This is a genomic window from Streptomyces sp. NPDC107517, from assembly GCF_055582645.1.
In genome coordinates, this window is sequence record NZ_JBVJPM010000028.1 from 1 (window position 1) to 20,036 (window position 20,036).

Annotated in this window: 14 protein-coding genes and 1 pseudogene; 10 read left to right on the top strand and 5 right to left on the bottom strand. The window is 69.0% G+C overall.

Translation table 11 applies throughout. The annotated features are described in order from the left end of the window. Positions 1-1,252 precede the first annotated feature (1,252 nt). The gene (locus tag ACZ67T_RS38040; protein WP_469990519.1) at positions 1,253-2,764 is read right to left on the bottom strand and encodes an amino acid permease; all 1,512 of its coding nucleotides are present in this window, start codon (positions 2,762-2,764) and stop codon (positions 1,253-1,255) included. Between the two features lie 42 nt (positions 2,765-2,806). Continuing rightward, on the bottom strand, positions 2,807-4,015 hold the full coding sequence (locus ACZ67T_RS38045) for an aminotransferase class V-fold PLP-dependent enzyme (RefSeq protein ID WP_469990520.1): 1,209 nt from the start codon (positions 4,013-4,015) through the stop codon (positions 2,807-2,809). Between the two features lie 147 nt (positions 4,016-4,162). Between ACZ67T_RS38045 and ACZ67T_RS38050 the strand changes: the two genes are divergently transcribed. Continuing rightward, a complete protein-coding gene (locus tag ACZ67T_RS38050; protein ID WP_469990522.1) occupies positions 4,163-4,837 on the top strand; it encodes a FadR/GntR family transcriptional regulator in 675 nt (224 codons plus the stop codon). Between the two features lie 262 nt (positions 4,838-5,099). On the opposite strand, the gene ACZ67T_RS38055 is transcribed toward ACZ67T_RS38050, so the two are convergent. After that, complete coding sequence (locus ACZ67T_RS38055; RefSeq protein ID WP_469990524.1) at positions 5,100-6,374, bottom strand: glycoside hydrolase family 10-like protein; 1,275 nt, start codon at positions 6,372-6,374, stop codon at positions 5,100-5,102. 275 nt (positions 6,375-6,649) lie between these two features. On the opposite strand from ACZ67T_RS38055, the gene ACZ67T_RS38060 reads away from it, so the two are divergent. Beyond that, positions 6,650-7,783 carry a peptidoglycan recognition protein family protein gene (locus ACZ67T_RS38060; protein ID WP_469990526.1) on the top strand — a complete coding sequence of 378 codons (1,134 nt, stop codon included), beginning with the start codon at positions 6,650-6,652 and terminating at the stop codon, positions 7,781-7,783. Between the two features lie 666 nt (positions 7,784-8,449). Here ACZ67T_RS38060 and ACZ67T_RS38065 read toward each other — a convergent pair. Beyond that, positions 8,450-9,145: a DUF4232 domain-containing protein gene (locus ACZ67T_RS38065; RefSeq protein ID WP_469990528.1), complete on the bottom strand. Its 696-nt coding sequence runs from the start codon at positions 9,143-9,145 to the stop codon at positions 8,450-8,452. 395 nt (positions 9,146-9,540) lie between these two features. Here ACZ67T_RS38065 and ACZ67T_RS38070 point away from each other — a divergent pair, with 395 nt between their 5' ends. From ACZ67T_RS38070 to ACZ67T_RS38105, 8 genes and pseudogenes are all read left to right on the top strand, one after another. Continuing rightward, positions 9,541-10,449: a class I SAM-dependent methyltransferase gene (locus tag ACZ67T_RS38070; protein ID WP_469990530.1), complete on the top strand. Its 909-nt coding sequence runs from the start codon at positions 9,541-9,543 to the stop codon at positions 10,447-10,449. Positions 10,450-10,463: 14 nt separating this feature from the next. Next, positions 10,464-10,586: pseudogene (locus ACZ67T_RS38075) on the top strand (LexA family protein); the annotation flags it as partial. Positions 10,587-10,765: 179 nt separating this feature from the next. Next, entirely contained in the window at positions 10,766-12,019 is a 1,254-nt protein-coding gene (locus tag ACZ67T_RS38080) for an MFS transporter (RefSeq protein ID WP_469990531.1), read from the top strand. Beyond that, on the top strand, positions 12,016-12,660 hold the full coding sequence (locus ACZ67T_RS38085; protein ID WP_469990533.1) for a TetR/AcrR family transcriptional regulator: 645 nt from the start codon (positions 12,016-12,018) through the stop codon (positions 12,658-12,660). The genes ACZ67T_RS38080 and ACZ67T_RS38085 overlap by 4 nt, the downstream gene beginning before the upstream one ends. A gap of 35 nt (positions 12,661-12,695) precedes the next feature. After that, complete coding sequence (locus ACZ67T_RS38090) at positions 12,696-14,672, top strand: Tat pathway signal sequence domain protein (RefSeq protein WP_469990535.1); 1,977 nt, start codon at positions 12,696-12,698, stop codon at positions 14,670-14,672. 44 nt (positions 14,673-14,716) lie between these two features. Further along, positions 14,717-15,016, top strand: a complete 300-nt coding sequence (locus tag ACZ67T_RS38095) for a hypothetical protein (protein WP_469990537.1) — start codon at positions 14,717-14,719, stop codon at positions 15,014-15,016. A 198-nt stretch (positions 15,017-15,214) separates the two neighbouring features. Continuing rightward, a complete protein-coding gene (locus ACZ67T_RS38100) occupies positions 15,215-17,998 on the top strand; it encodes a family 78 glycoside hydrolase catalytic domain (protein WP_469990539.1) in 2,784 nt (927 codons plus the stop codon). Further along, positions 17,958-18,278, top strand: coding sequence for a TetR family transcriptional regulator C-terminal domain-containing protein (locus ACZ67T_RS38105; protein ID WP_469990541.1), 321 nt, complete (start codon positions 17,958-17,960; stop codon positions 18,276-18,278). The genes ACZ67T_RS38100 and ACZ67T_RS38105 overlap by 41 nt, the downstream gene beginning before the upstream one ends. 21 nt (positions 18,279-18,299) lie before the next feature. Here the strand turns inward: ACZ67T_RS38105 and ACZ67T_RS38110 are convergent, their stop codons facing one another. After that, entirely contained in the window at positions 18,300-20,000 is a 1,701-nt protein-coding gene (locus ACZ67T_RS38110; protein ID WP_469990542.1) for a DUF5605 domain-containing protein, read from the bottom strand. Positions 20,001-20,036 lie beyond the last annotated feature (36 nt).

The window sequence follows — 20,036 nt, forward strand, 5'->3', positions numbered from 1 at the left end:
TGGACCGAAGCCCGCCGCTACATGGGACTCGACCTACTCGCCAAGACCCGCCTCCACCCGATCGAGTCAGAAACCGACGAGACCGACCTGCCCACGGAACTCACCGCATAGCCTCAAAACGAGATCACCGAGTGGCCGTCGATACACCACTCCAGCGGACGTGACCGGCGAACGGGATGGGTGCTGGGGCTGGTGGGGCAGATCAAAGGCGCGTGATGTGTAGTTGGCGGCCGATGGATCGGCGGCTGTGGCCGGCTTCCAGTAACGCGTGAACGGTGGCGTGTCCGGCCCAGACGCGGTTGGCGAACTGGTGACTGAACAAACGGCCTGACCTGCAGCAGGGTAGTGCGCCTCAGATGGAACGAATGTTGCGTGTCTCCGTCGGGCCCATGGCGTGGGGCCGACGATCCTGCTGACGCTCCGAGACTCCAACTCCCCTTGACTCCGCTGTGGGCACGGTTCCCTGCGGCTTGAGACTGCGGCTGGGGGTCGCCGCCGCGCGGCCTTTTGGGGTCGGCCGGCCGGAGGGGCGAGACGGGCGTGTCTGGGTGGAGCTGTGCGCCCTCTACGAGTGGTTCCGAGTCCTGGTGTGCTCAGGGGCCTGCTCATGCCCGGGGCAGTCCGGGTTTTCGCAGGGACCCGGGCCCCATACCGGTACGTAGATCCCGAGCGACTTGTGCCGTCCTTTGATGATTCTGTCCACGCGGTTTTTGCAGACCGGGCATTGCAGTGAGCCTTGCTGTCCGGCCTCGTGCTCTTTTTTACCCATCCTTTAACAATAGTCGTTCATCGGCGGATCGGCACTGGACGACATCGCCCTGGTGCGCTCACCGGAGGAACTGGCTGGTCTGGGCCGTCCACACTCGGGCTACCTGGAGCCGATCGTCCGCCACTTCTTCGGGCGCCGCTGAGGAAGTCGCGTCCGCGTTCGTCGAGCTCGGCGACAAATTGTCTTCACGGCGCCGAGGCCTCGGCTTCAGCGCTCTCCGGTGGTTGCTATGTGGGCTCGCGGATTGCCCGAGACCCCCTTACCGGTTCGGCTCCGGCTCGGCCGAACGGCGACGGGGGCGTTGAAGGGGTCGCAGGACTTGGAGCGGCCCGAGTACGGGGGAGGGGCACTGCGCACTTCGGCCGCTTCGCAGCGCCCGAAGTGCGCAGTGCCCCTCGCCTCTCCCTCATGCCAGGACCGGCGACACCCGTTTTACTGACCGGCACGGACCCGGGACCTTCGGCTGGCGCAATGTTCCAGGGCTCACACGCGGCCCGACGGGTCCGGACTGAGTTCCGCGTCCACATCTGATGCCGACGGTTTCCTGGCGGTGGCGAATCGGCTGTTGTGGCGACCCCACAGGAAGTAGATGGCCAGACCGGCGGCCATCCAGGCCAGGAACCGGGCCCAGGTGATGGTCGGAAGGCTGAGGATCAGCACCACACACAGAACGGTGCCCAGGATGGGGACGAGTGGTACCCAGGGGGTGCGGAAGCCTCGGGGCAAGGAGGGCTGGGTGCGTCGGAGCCGCAGGACGCCGAGGCAGACGATGATGAAAGAGAAGAGCATCCCGATGTTGCCCAGTTCGGCGAGGTCGTTGATGGGCAGCAGCGCGGTCATGAGCGCCACCGCGATACCGAGGGGCCAGACGATCCGGCGAGGGCTGCGGGTGATCGGGTGCACGTGCGCGAACCATTCCGGAAGCAGTCGGTCGCGGCTCATGGCCAGGAAGACCCGGGACTGCCCCAGCATCATGATCATGATGACGGTGGTCAGTCCGCAGATCGCACCCAGCCCGATGATCCGGGTCGCCCACTGGGCGCCCACGGCCTGCAGCGCACCGGTGATGGGTGCGGCGTTGTCGAGCTTGGTGTAGTGCTCCATCCCCGTGACGACCAGGGCGACTGCCACGTAGAGCAGGGCGCACACGGCGACCGTGGCGCTCAGCGCGCGGGGCATGGTGCGGCGTGGGTCGCGGGCCTCTTCCGCGCCGGACGCCATGATGTCGAAGCCGGAGTAGGCGCCGAAGATGATGGCCCCGCCCGTGAGCACACCCGCGGCACCGAAGGTGGCGTTCAGCCCCAGGCCCAGCTTGCTCAGGATCGGCTCCTGCCAGAATCCTCCGCTCGCGGCGGCGGACTTGGCTTCCGGAATGAACGGTGACCAGTTCGCGGCATGCAGGTGCTGCACTCCGATGACCAGGAACAGGGCCACGGCGGCCAGTTTCACAAGGGTCATGGCCATGTTGATCCGCGCGGTGGTGCGGATACCCGAGGACAGGATCGCGGTGAGGACGAGTATGACGACCACTGCGGGAACGTTCACGGCCGCGGTCGGCCCGGCGATGGCCGATGGCAGGTGCACTCCGAAGGTGCCCAGGAAGTCGGTGAAGTACTGGGACCAGCCGGTGGCCACCGCTCCGGCGCCCATGGTCATGTCCAGGATCAGGTCCCAGCCGATGATCCAGGCGACGAGTTCGCCGAGCGAGACGTAGGCATAGGTGTAGGCGCTGCCCGCGACCGGGACCGTACTGGCGAACTCGGTGTAGCACAGCGCGACCAGAAAGGTGGTCACGGCGCCGAGGACGTAGGACAGCACGATGCCCGGCCCGGCGAACCGGGCTGCGGCGGTGCCGGTGAGGACGAAGATTCCGGCTCCCACGGTGACGCCGATACCCATGAGCGTCATCTGGAGCGGTCCGAGTGCGCGGGTGAGCCGGGTGGTGTCGGTGCCGGCTTCGGCGATGGTGGCTTCGATCGTCTTTCTGCGCGTCATGGCGTCCCTGTGGGGGGTGAAGTGGTGCACGGTCGGCGGGCGTCAGGGGTGGAGCACGTCGAAGCGGTCGGCGAAGTCCTGGTAGTCGGCGGGCGTGTTGTACAGGTGGGCCGACAGGCGCAGGAACCCGCGGCCGCGCCAGGTGGTGACGGACGTGGCGCAGGCGTGCCGGTCGGCGATGGTGTGCTGCAGGGCGTGCGCGGCGGCCTGGTCGGCGGCGATGCCGTCGGGGAGGGGGACCAGCCGCATGGCGGGAGCTGGTTCAGGGGGAAGCCCGTCGAGGCGGACACCCCAGCGCTCGGCGACGTACTGCTGGGCGTAGTCGGCCAGAGTGGACATATGTGTCCGGGCGGCATCCCAGCCGTAGCGGTCCTCGATGAAGTCCAGCGCATGGGGGGTCGCCAGCCAGCCGGCCAGATCCAGTGTGCCTTGCTGGTCGAAGCGCTGAGGATAGTCGTCCGGGGCGCCCCAGGAGTCGATCGGTGGGAACAGCCGCTGCCGATCGGCAGGATCGGCCGGCTGGGCGACCACGGCTGCGGTACCGCGCGGGGCACATGGCCACTTGTGCAGGTTTCCGACCCAGTACGTGCCCTGAAGGCCGATCAGCGGCTCGGCGAGCATGCCTGGTGCGTGTGCGCCGTCGATCAGCAGCGCGACGCCGCGCTCGCGGCAGTCCTCGGCGATCTGTTGAACCGGCATCAGCCGGGCGGTGGCGGAGGTGATGTGGTCCACCACGACGAGGGCTGTTCGGTCGTGTGCGTCCACCGCCGCGCGGATCAGCGCCGCGCTCTGCTCGGCGTCCGCGGCCAGCGGGATGTGCACGGTGTCGACCTGGGCGCCGGCCCGTGCCGCATGTCGCTGCACCGCCATGTCGACGGCGCCGTAGGCGTGGTCGGTGACCACGATTCGTTCACCGGCGCGCAGCGGCAGGGAGGAGAGCACGGTCGTGACGCCCGCACTCGCGTTGGGGACCAGCGCCGTCGCCTCCCGGGGTGCGTGCAGCCAGTCGGCGATGGCGCACCGGGCCTGTGCCACGCGCGCCGGAAGGTGGCGGAACCACGCGACCGGATCGTGTTCGGCCTCATCGCGCAGTGTCTGCTGCAACGCCCCGGTCGCCGATGGCACCGCGCCGAAGGATCCGTGGTTCAGGTGTCGCACCGCTGGGTCGAGTGACCAGTCGTCCCGTGCGGGGAGGCCGTCCGGCCGGAGCACCGGATTCGGTGCAAGGGGACGGAGGTCGGCCTGAGGCATAGCAAGGCTCCCTCAAAGTTGTCCGATGAGTTCATGGGGTAGTGGGAAACTAGCAGCACGGATAGGCGCGATGGAACGGGTAGAGCACAGAGTCATACGATGACTTCGAGAGCGATAGGATCATGGCGCAGGGAAACGGGGGAGCGGATGACTGCCAAACAGGACGTAGTGGCCAAACTCCGGGCTCTGATCGCCTCCGGCGAGCTCACGCCCGGTCAGAAGCTGCCCGCGGAGCCCGCGCTCTGCGATCAGCTCGGAGCCTCCCGCGGCTCGCTGCGCGAGGCTGTCCGCGAACTCGAGGCGCTCGGCGTGCTCCAGGCCCGGCATGGATCCGGCACCTATGTCTCCCAATTGCGCCCGGCCGAGATGATGCGAGGCTTCTCGGCCACCGTGGACCTGATCCCGCTGGACGGCCTCCTCGAACTCGTCGAGATCCGCCGCGTCCTGGAGTCGCACGCCGCCGGGCAGGCCGCAGCCCGTGCCACTGCCGAACTCGACACCGAGCTGTCCGAGTTGCTCACGTCCATGGAGCGCGAGACCGACCACACCGCGCTGAGCCACCTGGACGCCCGTTTCCACCAGCGGATCTGCGACGCGGGCGGGAACGAGTCGCTGGCCGCTCTGGTCGATGTGTTCCGCTCACGCGGCAGTCACTACGACATCTACTCGATCGAGGAAGTCCGCCGGGGCAGCGACGCCGGCCACCGGGCGATCGCGGCGGCGATCACGGCACGCGACCCCATGGCCGCCGCGCTCGCCGCGGGGGCGCACATCACCCACACCGAGGAATGGCTACGCCGCTTCCGCCCCAGTCCGCACTGACCCCTCTCCGGAACGGCCGGCCCCCCAGCAGCCGCGGTGAGGTCCGGCCCGCCGTCCCGTGCGTCGGCGCTGCCGCGATTGCGCGTACCGGTCGGGCGCGCCGCGATCACGAGGAGATCTGGTCCGCCGCGCTGGAGCAGGGGCCGACGGCGCACGGCTGGGTGGGGGACCGGGCGTGGACCGCGGCGAGGATGGCCGCGCTGATCGGCCGGAAGGTCCGGGTGACGTCGGCGCACCTCGTGCAGTCCGTCAGGTGCTCAACTCATGGTGTGCGCACCCGAGTCGGGTAGTGGTCGGCGACCACCCGGCTCATCGCGCCGAGCGGATCAGCGGCGACCTGCGTGGCCGAGAAGTAGACGTTGCCGCGCACCTGTGGGTAGTGCGTGTCGAAGTCGAGGTGACGGGAGAGCTCGGCCTGGTCCTGCCACGCGGCGGGCTGTCCGGCGACACCGACCTTGTACAACGCCTCGCCTACGTAGAGCTGGACACGGGTGCCGGAGACGACGTTGGACCACCAGGGCACCAGCACGCCGTAGTCGGCGGCGGCGAACCCTATGTTCCAGTACACCTGCGGAACGATGTAGTCGATCCACTCCTCCTGAACCCACTTGCGGGTGTCGGCGTGCAGATCGTCGTAGGTCTGCACGCCGGCAGTGGTTGCCGAGCCCAGCGGGTCGGTGCCCGCGTTGCGCCACACGCCGAACGGGCTGATGCCGAACCGCGTCTGTGGCCGGATCCGCTTGATGCGCTCGGCCATCTCACGCACCAGCAGGTCGGTGTTGTTGCGGCGCCAGGCGTCGCGGTCGGGAAAGCCTGTGCCGTAGCGGGCGTATGCGTCGTCGTCCTGGAACGTCTGCCCGGCGACGGGATACGGGTAGAAGTAGTCGTCCCAGTGGACCGCGTCGATCGGGTAGCGGCGGACCGCGTCGAGCATGGCGTCCTCGACGAAGCGGCGCACCTCGGGCAAGCCCGGGTTGTAGTAGAGCTTGCCGCCGAACGGCACGATCCACTCCGGGTGGAGGCGGGCCGGGTGAGTGGGCGTCAGCGCGGTGACATCGGTCGTGAGCGAGACGCGGTAGGGGTTGAACCAGGCGTGCAGCTCCAGGCCGCGGCGGTGCGCCTCGTGCACGGCCGTCCCCAGCGGGTCCCAGCCCGGGTCGCGCCCCTGGACGCCGGTGAGGTACTTCGACCACGGCTCGTAGGGCGAGGGCCACAGGGCATCGGCGGTCGGCCGTACCTGGAACATCACGGCGTTCAGGCGCCGTTCGACCGCCACGTCCAGCAGGTCGCACAGCTCCTGCCGCTGCTCCTCGGGCGAAAGGCCCGGCGCCGAAGGCCAGTCGGTGTTGGCCACGGTGGCAATCCACATGCCACGCAGTTGCCTGTGCCCGGCGCCGTGGCCGCCGGCTACCGACGCGTGCTCCGTCCCGGCACCCGCAGCCGGTGTGTCCGCCGCCTGTGCGTTGGCCGGCAGTGTCACGGCAGCGAGCGTGCCCGCGGCCGCGGCGGTGAAGGTTCTACGCGAGATTCTCTCCATGTGTGCCTCCTGATCCTCCATCACGGTCCGCCGATAATGGGCCCGTTCACGCTTTGGCGGCAACCACAAAATGGTCTAGTCCACTGTCGGAATCCTGCGGTTCTCCGCCCAGTGAGGGCTTGGCTGCGCAGTCGCCGGATCAGCTCGGCGGCGACAGGGCTGTTGCCGGAGAAACTCATGAACTACGCCTGGTGGGAGTGCCGTTCGCCGCATATTCTCCGACGGGTCGCCCCCTCGACCCTGGTCTTTCCACTTACTTCGGAGTCCCCATGGTGATGCACGAGCACGAAGTCGATCGCCGCACCCTGTTCCGGGTCGGCCTCGGCACGGCAGTCGCCGCTGTCGTCGGCACGGAGGTGGCGTTCCCCGCCGCTGCCGGTGCGACCCCCTTGCCACAGTTCCCCTGGATCATCGACTGCGACACCTGGGGTGCGCGGCCGCCGGCCAGCCCGACCCAGATCACCGGCAACACCACCAACAAGATCATCCTGCATCACATGGATTTCCCCAACGTCACGGACTACTCCCGTGAGCACGCCATGCAGTTGGCGCGTGACTGCCAGGACCTGCACATGGACACGAACGGCTGGGCGGACACCGGCCAGCACTTCACCGTCAGCCGCGGTGGTTACGTCCTGGAGGGCCGCCACCGCAGCCTGGAGACCCTTGCCGCCGGCGAGCACCAAGTGACGGCCGCCCACTGTCCCGGGGAGAACGGCAACGCCATCGGGATCGAGAACGAGGGCACATACATAACCGAGACCCCGCCCGCGGCACTGCTGCACTCGCTGGTGAAGTTGTGCACCACGGTGTGCCAGCAGTTCCACCTGAACGCGTGGGACATCTTCGGTCACTGGGACTTCCGCCTGGGCACCGACTGCCCCGGCATCGCCTTCTACCGACTCTTCCCCCAGATCCGCAAGGGGGTACTGCATTCCATGGGCGTGTCGCCGGCCGCGGCACCGGCACGTCGCTGGCCGGACATCTGGCGGTTCGTCAACAGCCAGGTGGTACAGGTCGCCCAGTACCTGCTGGTGAACGCCGGCTACAGCGACCTTTCCATCGACGGCGTGTTCAGCACCGAGATGAACACCGTCGTCGCCGACTTCCAGACCAGCCACGGTCTCGCCGTCACCCCCGACGCCACATTCGACACGGCCACCTGGGAAGCACTCGCGCCCTCCCTGGACAAGGATGCCTCCGGGCTGCCTGTCGAGGCCGTGCAGTATCTGCTCACCATCAAGGGCTACGCCGACACCGTCAGCATCACCGGCACCTATGACCACAACACCATGAAGGCGGTCCAGGACATGCAGCGCCTGCACAGCCTCCACCCCGACGGCAAGGTCGACCTCAGCACGTGGTGTGCGCTGACCGGCGGCACCGTCCGTGAGTCTCTCAGCCGCTGAGCCATCTCCAGCCGACGGCCGACAACCGCACCCTCCATGAGCGGCCGCAAGGCCGCCCGCTCCAACCTTCGCTTCCACGGCCTCCACGGCTGTCACAGCGTCGACCTCGAAGCTGAGAGCGGGGCACCTGAAAACCCCGTGGGGAATTCCGCTCAGTCCGGTCCGGTGACCAGGGGAAACCCGTGGCCACCGGGCCGCGATGGTGTCCCGCCGAGTGGTGTGACAGCGATCTCCGCGTAGCCCCAGCCCCTGGTCATGGGGTGGCCACCGCGCAACTCTGTGGTGGCGCGTCGAGCCGATCGTCGCGGACAGCGTGCCCAGGCCCGCCGACCGCCAGGATCTGAGCTCCGCGCGGTATCGCCGCACGCTCGAGGAGCCGGCGGGCGGATTCGGGCGAGCGCAGGAAGTGCTGCCTCAGGTCCCCAGCGCCTTCGGAGAGCTCCACCATCGCGACAGGGCTGGTGAGTTCAAGAAGCTTCCGAGCCATCGGGCGTCGTCTGCGCAGAATCCAGCACCGCCCCACCTGATTGACGGGTGCCTCCAGAGCACCACACTCAGCCTCACACCAACCAGACCAACCCACCCGACAACCCATCGAAAAGCTCAGTAGGTGCACGCCAGCCGGATACGGGTGTTGGCCATCGGGTCCGGCCGCGCGCGCCGCCTCTACTTGGTTGTGTGGGTGGGGTAGACCTGAACGTCGGTGTAGGCGCCCTTGATGTCGCCCGCGCCCGCGGGCCAGTTCAGGGTCACGGTGTGAGTCTCGTTCGGGGGCGTCACCAGGATCTTGGTCGGGGACGCGAGGCTGTTGCCACTGGTGTCGATGGTGTACGCGAGATTGAAGACAGCCGCGTCGCCAGGCTTCAGGGTGGTGATACGCGGCTGGGCGGGGCCGCGCTCGATCGGGCTTGTGGTGTGGTCGGCGTCCTTGATGTCGACGCCCGCGAAGCCCGTCGCCGAGCAGGTGGTCGAACCCCGGTTGATCATGGTGATGTTGATCCTGCCGGAGCTCGCGTCGGGCGCGGCGTCCGTGGCGTCGATGGCCAGGTCCTCCGTCTTGCAGAACGTCACCTTGCCGCCGGTCTTCGCCGCGCCGTTCCCGGTTGCCACTGTCTCGGCGTCCTTCCCGGAGCCCGAGTTCGCATTGCCGGCCTGCGTACCACCGGAGCCCGAACTGTCCTCGGACGTCGCACCGTCCTCCGGCTTCGAGCCATCGTCCGAGGATGAAGAAGACGAAGAAGGCGAGGACGAGGAGCCCTTGGCGGACGAGCCTGTCGCGGAGCCGTCGCCGCCACAAGCGGTGAGCGACAGGGTCGCGGCGACGCCGACGGCAGCCAGAGCAGCGATGCGGGTGTACTTCACGGTGATCCCCCAGGTGGAGCGCGGTGCATGCGGTCGGAGATATTTGTATCTCGCACCGAGTCACAGGTGGTTGCCCGCGCCGTCTTCGTTCTGTCACAGGCGTATCGGCCTCACGGTCGCCAAGGCGTCACCGTGCGGCCCGAATTCGACTCCGTCCTGTCACTCTCCGAAAGGCGTGCACTGCCGAAACCGGGAACGTCCCGTGCAGAGTGGTGAATTCGACGCGCTGGGCAGCTCCGCGGGCTCCGTGTGGCGGGCTTGCACCGCCACGATGATGCGGGTCGATCCCCTGACCGGCAGTGGTCCCAGGTGATCTGGTCCCCTGATGACGGACGCTCGAAGCGCGCCGGAAATGCGGTGGAGCCGTCGGAGCATGAGTCCGTACCGTCCGTGGGATGACCTATCTGAGCCCCTTGGGATATCTGCTGGGCATCGAGGGCGCTGCTTTGCTGCGCGGCATCAGCGAGGGGAGGGCCGACCGGGCGTTCGTCGAGGCCCGGATCGCCGAGATCCGCGCCCTGCTGGATGTGCCTGCCCTCGCGCATGCCGAGGGAGTCACGGCGAGTCCGGGCACGATCAGCGCGGCCGACGTCTACCAGGATTGGGCGCCGCACTATGACGCACCCGGCAACCAGATGATCGACGTCGAGCAGCCCGTTGTCCGGCGCATCCTGGACAGCCTGCCCGTCGGCTCGGCGTTGGACGCGGCCTGCGGGACCGGCCGCCACACCGTCTACCTGCATGAACTCGGCCACGATGTGATTGGCGTCGACGCCTCGCCCGAAATGCTTGCCCAGGCCCGCAAGGGCCTGCCAGATGCCGACTTTCACGAGGCCGAGTTGCACCGGTTGCCGCTTCCCGACAACGCGGTCGACACCGTCGTCTGCGCGCTCGCCCTGACTCACGTCCCCGACCTGGACGCCGTGCTGGCCGAGTTCGCTCGTGTTCTGCGCCCGGGCGGGAACCTGGTGATCTCAGATGCCCACTTGCTGGTGTCTTACCTGCGGCCGACCCTGGCCCGCCGTCCCGGCCCGGACGGCCGCCCGACCCTCCTCGCCGAATACCACCGCCCGCTCAGCGCCTACCTCGCCGCAGCCCTCCCACTGGGCTTCCAGGTCCGGCACTGCGAGGAACCCCGCCGCCCACGCCACTCCCTCGACCCCCTCACCGCCCCGGAGCCACTCCCGACCTACATGTCCTGGGACCTGTTGCACTGGTGCTCGGAGGCGTCGGCCGCGGCCTTGGACGATTCCCCGATCGTGGTCATCTGGCACTTCCAACTCAACGGCACCGAGAAGGGGTGAGCTCCTTCGAAGCAGCGGCGATCTGCGAGGGCGACTTCGTCACGGTCCGCCGCCAGGATTCCGCTGATCACGGCGACATAGTCGCCGCGCTGCTGGACAGCGAGGCAACCATCAAACGCCTGCGTCGCAAAGCCGGCCAGGAGCCGGCCTCAAACCTGAGTGTCTCTTAGTAAGAGCCAGGAAATCCTTGCGCAATTGCCAGGCGGCACCCCTTGTTACCGCACTGAACTGGTGATCTACTCGGCATTCGCCGGGCGGCGGCGCGCACGCTGATCCGCGGATCCTTGAACCGTCGCGTGTGGCAAGGGAGCCCGACATGCGTCAACTCGCACCACCAATACCGAACATATCGCCCCAATCTGGAGTCGGTCTTGTTCGTATAGGGGCGGCCCTCACCGTCACCCAGACCGCGGCGTATGTGGCGCTCAACGCGGTGCTCTCCGTCATGCTGCCTGCGCAGATCGTCATGATGGTCGGCGAGGGCCGTAAGGAGAGCTGGCTCGGAGTGATCACCACCGTGGCGTCCGTGGCGGGCGCGGTCCTCGGCCCGCTCATCGGCCGGGCCTCGGACCGCACCCGGCACCGCCTCGGGCGCCGCGCGCCCTGGCTGATCGCGGGCGGCGCAGGCGCCTGCGTCGCGATGCCGTTCCTGGCTCTGGCGCCAGGGCCATACGCCCTCACCGCGGTGTGGACCGTGATTCAGGTGTCATACGTGGCGATGAGCCTGCCCACCGCGTCCGTCCTGCCGGAACGGGTGCCGCTGAAGCGACGCGGCATGCTCTCCGGAGTCACCGGACTCGCCACTACCGTCGCCGCCGCCATGGCCGGGTTCCTCGGCGCGGCCCTGCTGCCGCACCCGCTCGCCGGATTCACCTTCTTCGGCGTCCTTGTCCTGATCGGCGCCGTGCTTTTCCCCCTCATCGCCCCCGACCGGTCGAGTCCGCCCGAGGAGGACACCAGCTCGCGCGGCGTCGCCCCGCGTTCGATGTTCACGGCGTTCCGCGCCCACAACTTCCGCTGGATGTGGATCGGCCGCTTCCTGATGATGCTCAGCTACCAGTTGCTCCTGGTACGGATGCTGTACTTCGCGCAGGACCGGTTCGGTCAGAACGTCCACCAGGCCGCCGAGACCGTCGCCTCCGTGACCGCTGCCGCGGGCATCTTCACGGTCCTCGGCCTGGTGATCTCGGGACCGCTGTCCGACCGCTTCGGCCGGCGTCCCTTCGTCTACTTCGGTGGTGTCGTCGCAGGGCTAGGGCTGCTGCTCACGTCCCAGGTCACCAGCGCCACTCAGCTTTCGCTCGCCTGGGGCGTCGTGTCGCTGGCCTTCGGCACCTTCGTCGGCGTGGACAGTGCACTCGCCTCCGACGTGCTGCCCGAATCGTCGACCACGGGCCGGGACATGGGCTTGATCCAACTGGCTTCCACGCTGCCACAGACCCTCGCGCCTGCCGTGGGAACAGTGCTCCTCGCGCTCGGCGGAGCCGACTACACAGTGGTCCTCTGGGTGGCCGCGCTCGCCGCGTTCGCCTCGGTCGCCTGCACCACGGTGCTGCGGGGGGTGCGATGAACGACAGCGTCCCCGAACAGAGCAAGCGCGGCCCGTACGCCCGCGGCCGCAAGCGCCGTGAACAGATCGCCCAGGCCGTCCTTGAGCTGATCGACGAGGAAGGGCACACCGCCGTCACGACCGCACGCGTGGCCCGTCTCAGCGGCACCGCCGAGCCGACCGTCCTGTACCACTACCCGACCAAGGACCACCTCCTCGTGGCCGCCGCCGAGCGCGCCGACGACCTCGACGCGCAGGCATTCGATGTCGAGTCGAGCGAGATCGAGCTCGACCTGGACGCCCTGCGCTCCGGCGCAGCCGCGGCCGACGCCCGGACCCGCCTGATGCAACTGCTGCGCGGGCAGGCAGCCACCCCCGGCCACCCGGCCGCCGACTACTACGAGCAGCGCGCGCGGCGCCAGACGGCGATCTACACGCGCATGGTGAGGCGCCGGCAGGAGGCGGGCCTGGCCCACCCGGGCCTGGACCCCGAGGAGGCCGCCGTACAGATCCTCGCGCTCTGGGAGGGCCTGACCCTGCTCGCGCTGAGCCGCCCCGACCTGGACACCGGCCCGCTCCTCGCGGACGGCATCCGCCGCCTGACCGGCGAAAACTTCATGCAGGTACGGGCGTTGCTGGACGCGCCCACCGTGGGCCTGTAGCCCCGCACACGCACATGTACAACGGAAGGAATCCGATGCCCGACGCGTCCGACCACGACCCGATGTTCGACAAGCCGTACGTCGACATCGACGAGTGGCGTGACACCCCGGTCCGCCACCGCTATGTGCACGGCGGCTTCGAGGGCACGGACACTCGCTTCTCCGTCTACTTCCCGCCTGCTGACTGCTACGAGGGCCGGTTCTTCCAGCACGTGACCCCCGTACCGCAGAGCGAGCACCTCGCGCAGAGTGCGCAGGGCGCCGAGGACCGCATCGGTTTCGCGGCCGCCAGCGGCGCGTACTTCGTCGAGACGAACGGCGGCGGCCCGGCGTACGGCAGCCCCGGCAGCGAGGCGGACCCGACCGTTGCCGCCTACCGTGCCAACGCCGCCGCCGCCCGCCACTCCCGCGTCCTCGCCGTCGAGGTCTACGGCCGTGACCACCGCCCGTACGGCTACCTCTACGGCGGCAGCGGAGGCGGCTACCGGACGATCGCCGCGGCGGAGCACACCAGGGATGTGTGGGACGGATTCGTCCCGTACGTCATCGGCAGCCCGATGGCCATCCCGAACGTGTTCAGCGTCCGCATGCACGCCCAACGCGTGTTGCGCGACCGCCTCGACGGCATCGTCGACGCCCTGGAACCGGGCGGTAGCGGCGACCCGTACGCCATCCTGAACGCGGAGGAGCGGGAGGCCCTGGAGGAGGCGACCGGACTCGGCTTCCCGCCGCGCGCGTGGTTCGGCCACCGTACGATGGGCACGCAGGCGTTCTCAGTCGTCTACCCGGGTGTGGTGGCGATGGATCCCGGCTACTTCGAGGACTTCTGGACGAAGGACGGCTACCTGGGCGCCGATGCGGACGCATCCGTCCACCGCGACCGGGTTCGCCACGAGTCCACGGTGGCCGACGTACTCACTCGTGACAGCGCTACGGAAACCGCGCGCGGCGGCGTCGACAACTCCTTCGCCGGGCTCGGCGGCGCCGTCGTCCGGCTAGCGCAGCCCGTACCCACGGACACGTATGGAGCCGAACTTAGCGTCCTAGATGGTGAGTTGGAGGGCACCAGGTACGCGCTGGCCCACGTCCGCGGCGACCTGGCCGTGCTCGACCAGCTGGACGCGGGCGGGCTGCCCGACGGCCTGCGCGCGGGCGACCGGGTCCGTGTCGACAACAGCAACTTCCTCGCTGCGCAGACCTTCCACCGCCACCAGGTACCGGGCCGCGCGTACGGCGCGTACGACAGGTTCCGCGACGCCCACGGCGACCCGGTGACACCGCAGCGCCCGCAGCTCCTCGGCCCGCTCTTCGGCGCGGCCGCGGCCGGAGCGATCCAGACCGGGCGTGTCACGGGGAAGGTGATCGTGGTCTGCGGCCTGCTCGACCGCGAGGCGTTCCCCTGGCAGGGCGACTGGTTCCGTGAACGTGTCCGCGAGCATCTCGGTGTGGCCACCGACGACCACTTCCGCCTCTGGTACGTCGACAACGCCCTGCACGGCGACGAGGAACGCCAGGAACACCCCACCCGCACCGTTTCCTACCTCGGCGTCCTCCATCGGGCGCTACGCGACCTCGCCGCCTGGGTGGAGAACGGTCGTGTGCCCCCCGCCACCACGGCGTACGAGGTGCGCGGCGGCCAGGTCGAGGTGCCGGCCGGGGCGACGGATCGGCTCGGCGTGCAGCCCGTCGTACGGCTGAGCGCGGACGGCGGTGCGAGGGCCGACGTCCGGCCGGGCGCCGAGGTGCTGCTGCGTGTGGAAGCCGAGACGCCGCCCGGCGCGGGCCTGATCACCGAACTGGCCTGGGACTTCGACGGCAGCGGCGATTTCGGCCAGGCGGAGCTGGTGCAGAGTGCGGAACAGCTGACGCTGGAGCACCGCCACGCCGTCACGGAACCCGGCACACACTTCGTCACCGTACGGGTGTCATCCAGGCGCCCCGAGGAAGGCGGCGACGCACCGTACGCCCGGCTCGACAACCTCGCGCGGGTCCGTATCGTGGTCGACTCCTGAGGCCGGTTCAGCCCCGCAGCAGCTCCCGGGCCACCTCGACATCGGTGATCAGGACATTGACCGCCCTGAACACCGGCGAGACCTGGACTCTCGGTGACAGCCCGCTGGTGCTCGTCACCGCCCTGACCGGCTGGATACCGACAGGGGTGCGACCGTTCACGTACGAGAAGACGGATTCGAGCTCGTACGACCTGATCCACGCGCCGAACCTCAATCGTGACGGGACGTATGCCGCGCGCACCGACGGCCGGAAGATCCGTGCCTACACAGGAATCGACACCCGGATGATGTTCCATGACTTCTTCGCCAAACTGCGCGCGACGTACGGCACCGGCGGCCGTTGACCCTTGACGTGCTTGTGGGGGGCTCCATACGCTCATGTGTAGAACGTTGCACAAAATGAGCCTGTCAGGCCACCACGGCGTGACGGGCCCGAGAGCGTGGCCCGGCGTGTCCCGACGGACGGTCCGTAGCAGGCGTCAGAGGGTTGTGCCCCGCGCAGCCTTCTGCCCCGCCTGACCGCCCGTCTCCGAAGGAACACGATGACTGCCACGGAACCCGTCCAGCAGCCCCGTCTCTCCGGCCTGCGCGTCGACCACCTCGTCGAACCGCTCGCCCTCGACCGAACCTCACCGGGCTTCAGCTGGCAGATCACCGGGGCACCGGGCGGCATCAACGGCCTGCGGCAGACCCACTTCAGAATCGTGGTGACCTCGTGCGACGGCAGCACCGTGGCCGACACAGGCCACGTGCCGTCACACGAGTGCATCGCTGTGTCCGTGCCCGGCTTCGTGGGGACGCCAGGCGCGGACTACATCTGGCAACTCGAAGTCCGGACGACTGCGACGCTGTCCGAACCGCTCACGGCACGATCCACCTTCGGGATCGCCAGGACCGAGTGGAGCGCACCGTGGATCGAGCCGGAGCAGACCCCGGTCATGGCCGACGGCCCGGAGGAGATCGGCCCCGACATCTTCACGGCCGTCACGACACCACCGAGGGAGCGCCTGCACCCGCCCCGGCTGCTGAGGCACGTCTTCCACCTCGACCACGCCCCCGTACGGGCGCGGTTGCGCATCACCAGCCAGGGCGTGCACCAGCCGTACGTCAACGGGGAAGAGATCGGCCCCGACCTGCTCGCCCCCGGTTACGAGAGTTACCACCTGGGCACATCTGTCGTCACCCACGACATCACCGGGCTCCTGCGCGAAGGTGAGAACGCCCTGGGTGTCGTCCTCGCCGACGGCTGGTACGCGGGCCGCATCTCGATGCTGGGCCGCAGCGCACAGTACGGCGACATCCTGCGCGTCACCTGGGAGATCGAGGGACTCGGCCCGGAGGGCGAGACCTGGACCGTTCACCCGGACGCGACAGTGACCAGCCGGCGCGGCCCCATCGACTACGCGGACCTCTTCATCGGCGAACGCCACGACGCGCGCGCCGAAGTCCCGGGCTGGGCCTCCCCGGGCGGCGGGCGGGACGGGGGCTGGACCGCGTGCCGGACGCGGCCCGTCACGGAGCCGCTGCAGGCGTTTGTCGGCGAGCCGGTACGGCGCACCGAACTTCTGCCCGTGAGAGAAGTCCTCATCACCCCGGCCGGGGACACCGTCCTCGACTTCGGGCAGGTCATCGCCGGTCGGGTGCGTATGCGGGTATGCGGAACCGCCGGCACCGTCGTGCGCCTCGAACACGCCGAAGTGATCGACGCGGACGGCAATTTCATGCACAACATCATCGGTGTCAACAAGGACCAGACCGACGAGTACGTACTCAAGGGCGCCACCGACGGCGAGACCTGGGAGCCGCTCTTCACCTTCCACGGCTTCCGCTACGTCAAGGTGTCCGGCCACCCGGGACCGATCACCCCTGACGACTTCACCGCCGTCGTCATCGGCAGTGACATCGAGCGGACCGCCGCGTTCCGCTGCTCCGACGCACGCCTCACCCGCCTGTTCGAGAACGCAGTGTGGTCGCAGCGAGGCAACTTCCTCGCCGTGCCCACCGACTGCCCCCAGCGCGAACGGGCGGGCTGGACTGGTGACATCCAGATCTTCGCCCCCGCGGCGGCCACACTGATGAACGTCGCGGCGTTCATGGAGCGCTGGCTGCGCAACGTACGGGCGGACCAGGCGGCACATGAGGGTCGCGTGCCCAACATCGTGCCTATGCCGCCGGCGCTCGACCGGCCGACCGCGGAAGACGAGATCCCCAACTCCGGGGCGGCCGGCTGGGCAGACGTGATCACGGTCCTGCCGGTCGAGCTCCACCGGCGGACCGGCGACAGGCGCTTCCTCAGCGACAACATCGACGCCATGCGCACCTGGGTGGCGAACCAGCGTGCCGAAGCGCGGGCGGTGCAGCCGCCGCACGCCCGGCCGGACGACCTGGCCGACCACCGCGTCCTGTGGAACGGGCGCCGCAACTTCGGCGACTGGCTCGCCCCCTCCACGCTCTTCGACTCCGAGGACAACCTCCTCGAATCGATCCAACGGGCCTCACGGCTGACGGCGGAAGTCATCGGCCCGATGTTCCAGGCCCGCTCGCTGGATCTGCTGGCCGACGCCGAGGCGGCGCTCGCGCAGGAGCCGAGGGCCGACGCGCTGCGTGAGGAAGCCGAGCACGTCCGTGCCGCCTTCACCCGCCAGTACCTCGCGGCCGACGGCTCGCTCCCCGGTGACCTGCAGGGGGTCTACGTCCTGGCGCTCGCCTTCGACATGGTGCCCGAGGAGCGGCGCCCTCTGCTGGTGCAGCGGCTCGTGGCCCTCATCGAGAAGGCCGACACGCATCTCGACACGGGTTTCCTCTCGGTGGCCCATCTGCTCGACGTCCTGTGGAACCACGGTGAGCGCGACCTTGCCCTGGCCCTGTTGACCCAGAACACCGTCCCGTCCTGGCTCTACCAGGTCGAGCAGGGCGCCACGACCATCTGGGAGGGCTGGTCGGCGGTGCGACCGGATGGTTCGGTCGAGAAGACCTCCATGAACCACTACGCGTTCGGCTGCGTCGTCGACTGGATGATGCGCCGCGTCGCCGGACTCGACGTCGTACGGTCCGGATACCGAGGGCTGCGCGTCGAGCCCGACCTCAACGGCCCGCTCGACTGGGCGAGCGCGCACATCGACACCCCGCTCGGCCGCGCGGCCGTCGACTGGCGTAGCACCGGACGGGAGGCCCACGTCACCGTGGACGTGCCGGTCGGTGCCGAGTGCCGGTTCGAGGCGCCCACCGGCTGGCAGGTGCGGCATGGCGCCGACCTGCTGGCCGCGGGACGCCACGGCCTCACCCTTGTACGAACCGGCACGTCCGGCCTCACCGCACAGAAGTGACGCGGCGTATCACCACGAGTCCACCGACGACGGCGAACGCGGCGGCGGCGTACAGGAGTGTGTAGTCAAGGACCGCTACGCCCGCGGCATTGCGAAGGCGACCGAGTCGTTCGGCCGCCTCCACCACCAGGGCGTCCTGCGCGCCGACGCCGACGCAGCCGCCCTCGCTCGTACGCTCATCGCCCTGCTCGACGGGCTGCAGTTGCAGTGGCTGCTCGGCGGGACCCCCGTCGACATCCGCCACGAACTGCGCCGCTTCATCGACGTGTGGACGGTGTGACCACGGGGCCGCGCCACTCCGCTACTCCACCACGCTCAACCGCACAGCGACATACGGCCGCCCCGGCAGCGCCACCGTGAACGTGCCCTCCTGTGTTCCGGGCACCTCCTCGATCGTCATGTTCCAGGTGTCGATGACCTCGGCGCGCCAGCGCGTGCCCTCTGGTGCGAAGAAGGTGCGCTGCCGGGGCTGACTCACTCCGAAGTACGTGAGCCGCCAGCGGCCCACGACGCCGCCCGTCGGGAAGTCGAAGTCCGAGGGCAGTGGGTCGACTCCGGAGGCGTCGGGCGGGAGGTCATCCAGGACCGTCCGCAGGAAGGCGAGACGCGTCGTGCTGTCACCCTTCAGCGCACCGCCCTTCGACCACCACAGCACATCGCCATCGGGGTCGACGAAGCACTCGCCGTGCGTGACGTACGCGCCGCGCACCGCGCCCTCCCAGGCACGACGGACCATCTCCTGGGCCGTCAGGTTGCCCCAGCCCCACTCGATGTCGCCCTCGTAGCCCATCTCGTCGAGCGTGACCGGCTTGCCCCACTGCTCGCGCCACTGCGGGGTGCGCTCCGGCGGGCGCTGGATGCTGGAGTGGGTGACCCAGGCGGCGCTGTTGTCGTACAACTCCACGCAGTTGTGCACGCTCACCAGGTGCTCGTGCGGGTCGGCCGCGCGGATCAGGGCCGCGGACCGGTGCCAGTGCCCGGCGTCCTTCGACCACAGCAGGTCGTACTCGTTCGCCAGCGACCACCACACATTGGCGTGCGCGGCCAGACGCGCCACCACGTAGCGCAGATAGCGCTCGTCGGCGGCCTGGTCCATCGTGGAGAAGCCCCAGCGGTCGTACGGGTGGAACAGGATCAGGTCGGCCTCGATACCCAACTCACCGAGCTGTGTGATGCGTTGCTCCAGGTGCCGGAAGAACTCCGGTTCCGGTCGGGTGAAGTCCCAGCCGTCCTCCACCGAACCGGCGAAGGGGTAACGGGCCGGCTCCTTGGTGTTGTGGATGTACGACTTGGGGAAGACGCACATCCGGATCTTGTTGTACGGGCTGCCCGCGAGCGAGTCGAGCGTCTGCTGCTCCAGCTTCTCGCCCTGGTGCGTCCATGCGTACGCCGTCGTGCCGAGCGGCAGATGACGGGTGCCGTCGGCGTATCGGAAGTGGAAGCGGTCGTGGACGCGGACCGGGCCGTGACCACCGGGGAGCGCTGGGGTGCAGGTGAACGTGCCGGTGATCGCGTCGAGCGCTGCGGCGTTGCTCGTGGTACGGAAGGTCCACTCGCCCTCTTCGTCCGGCATCAGGCGGATCCGGTACGTACCGTCACCATCATAGAAGCCGCTCGCCGTCAACTCGCGTTCACCGCAACGGAATGCGGCGCTGACCGCGACATCCGTGAACGGATTGCCGGCCGAAGGGCCGGACAGCTCCACCTCGAAGATCCCCCATTGCGGGGCCGTTTCGGGGTGCGCCGCGTCCGCCGCTTCGGTGACGGCCGCCGTGCCGGCCGGGTAAGCAGGCAGCATGGCCAGCTCGGCGTACAGGCGCTCGCGCGCCGCCGGGTCGCGGCGCGTGGGCAGCGCCATGCCGGTGACCTGACGCAGAGTGCCGTGCAGGAACTGCGGGAAGACCCAGTCCTGTTCAAGGTCGGGCAGGTGCTTGCGGACGACGGCCGTAGCCTGCTCATTGCTCAGTACGTCACGCAGGACGGAATCGGGGCCGTAGGGCATCGCTTCTCCAGTAAGAGGAAGGGAATGGCAGGTCCC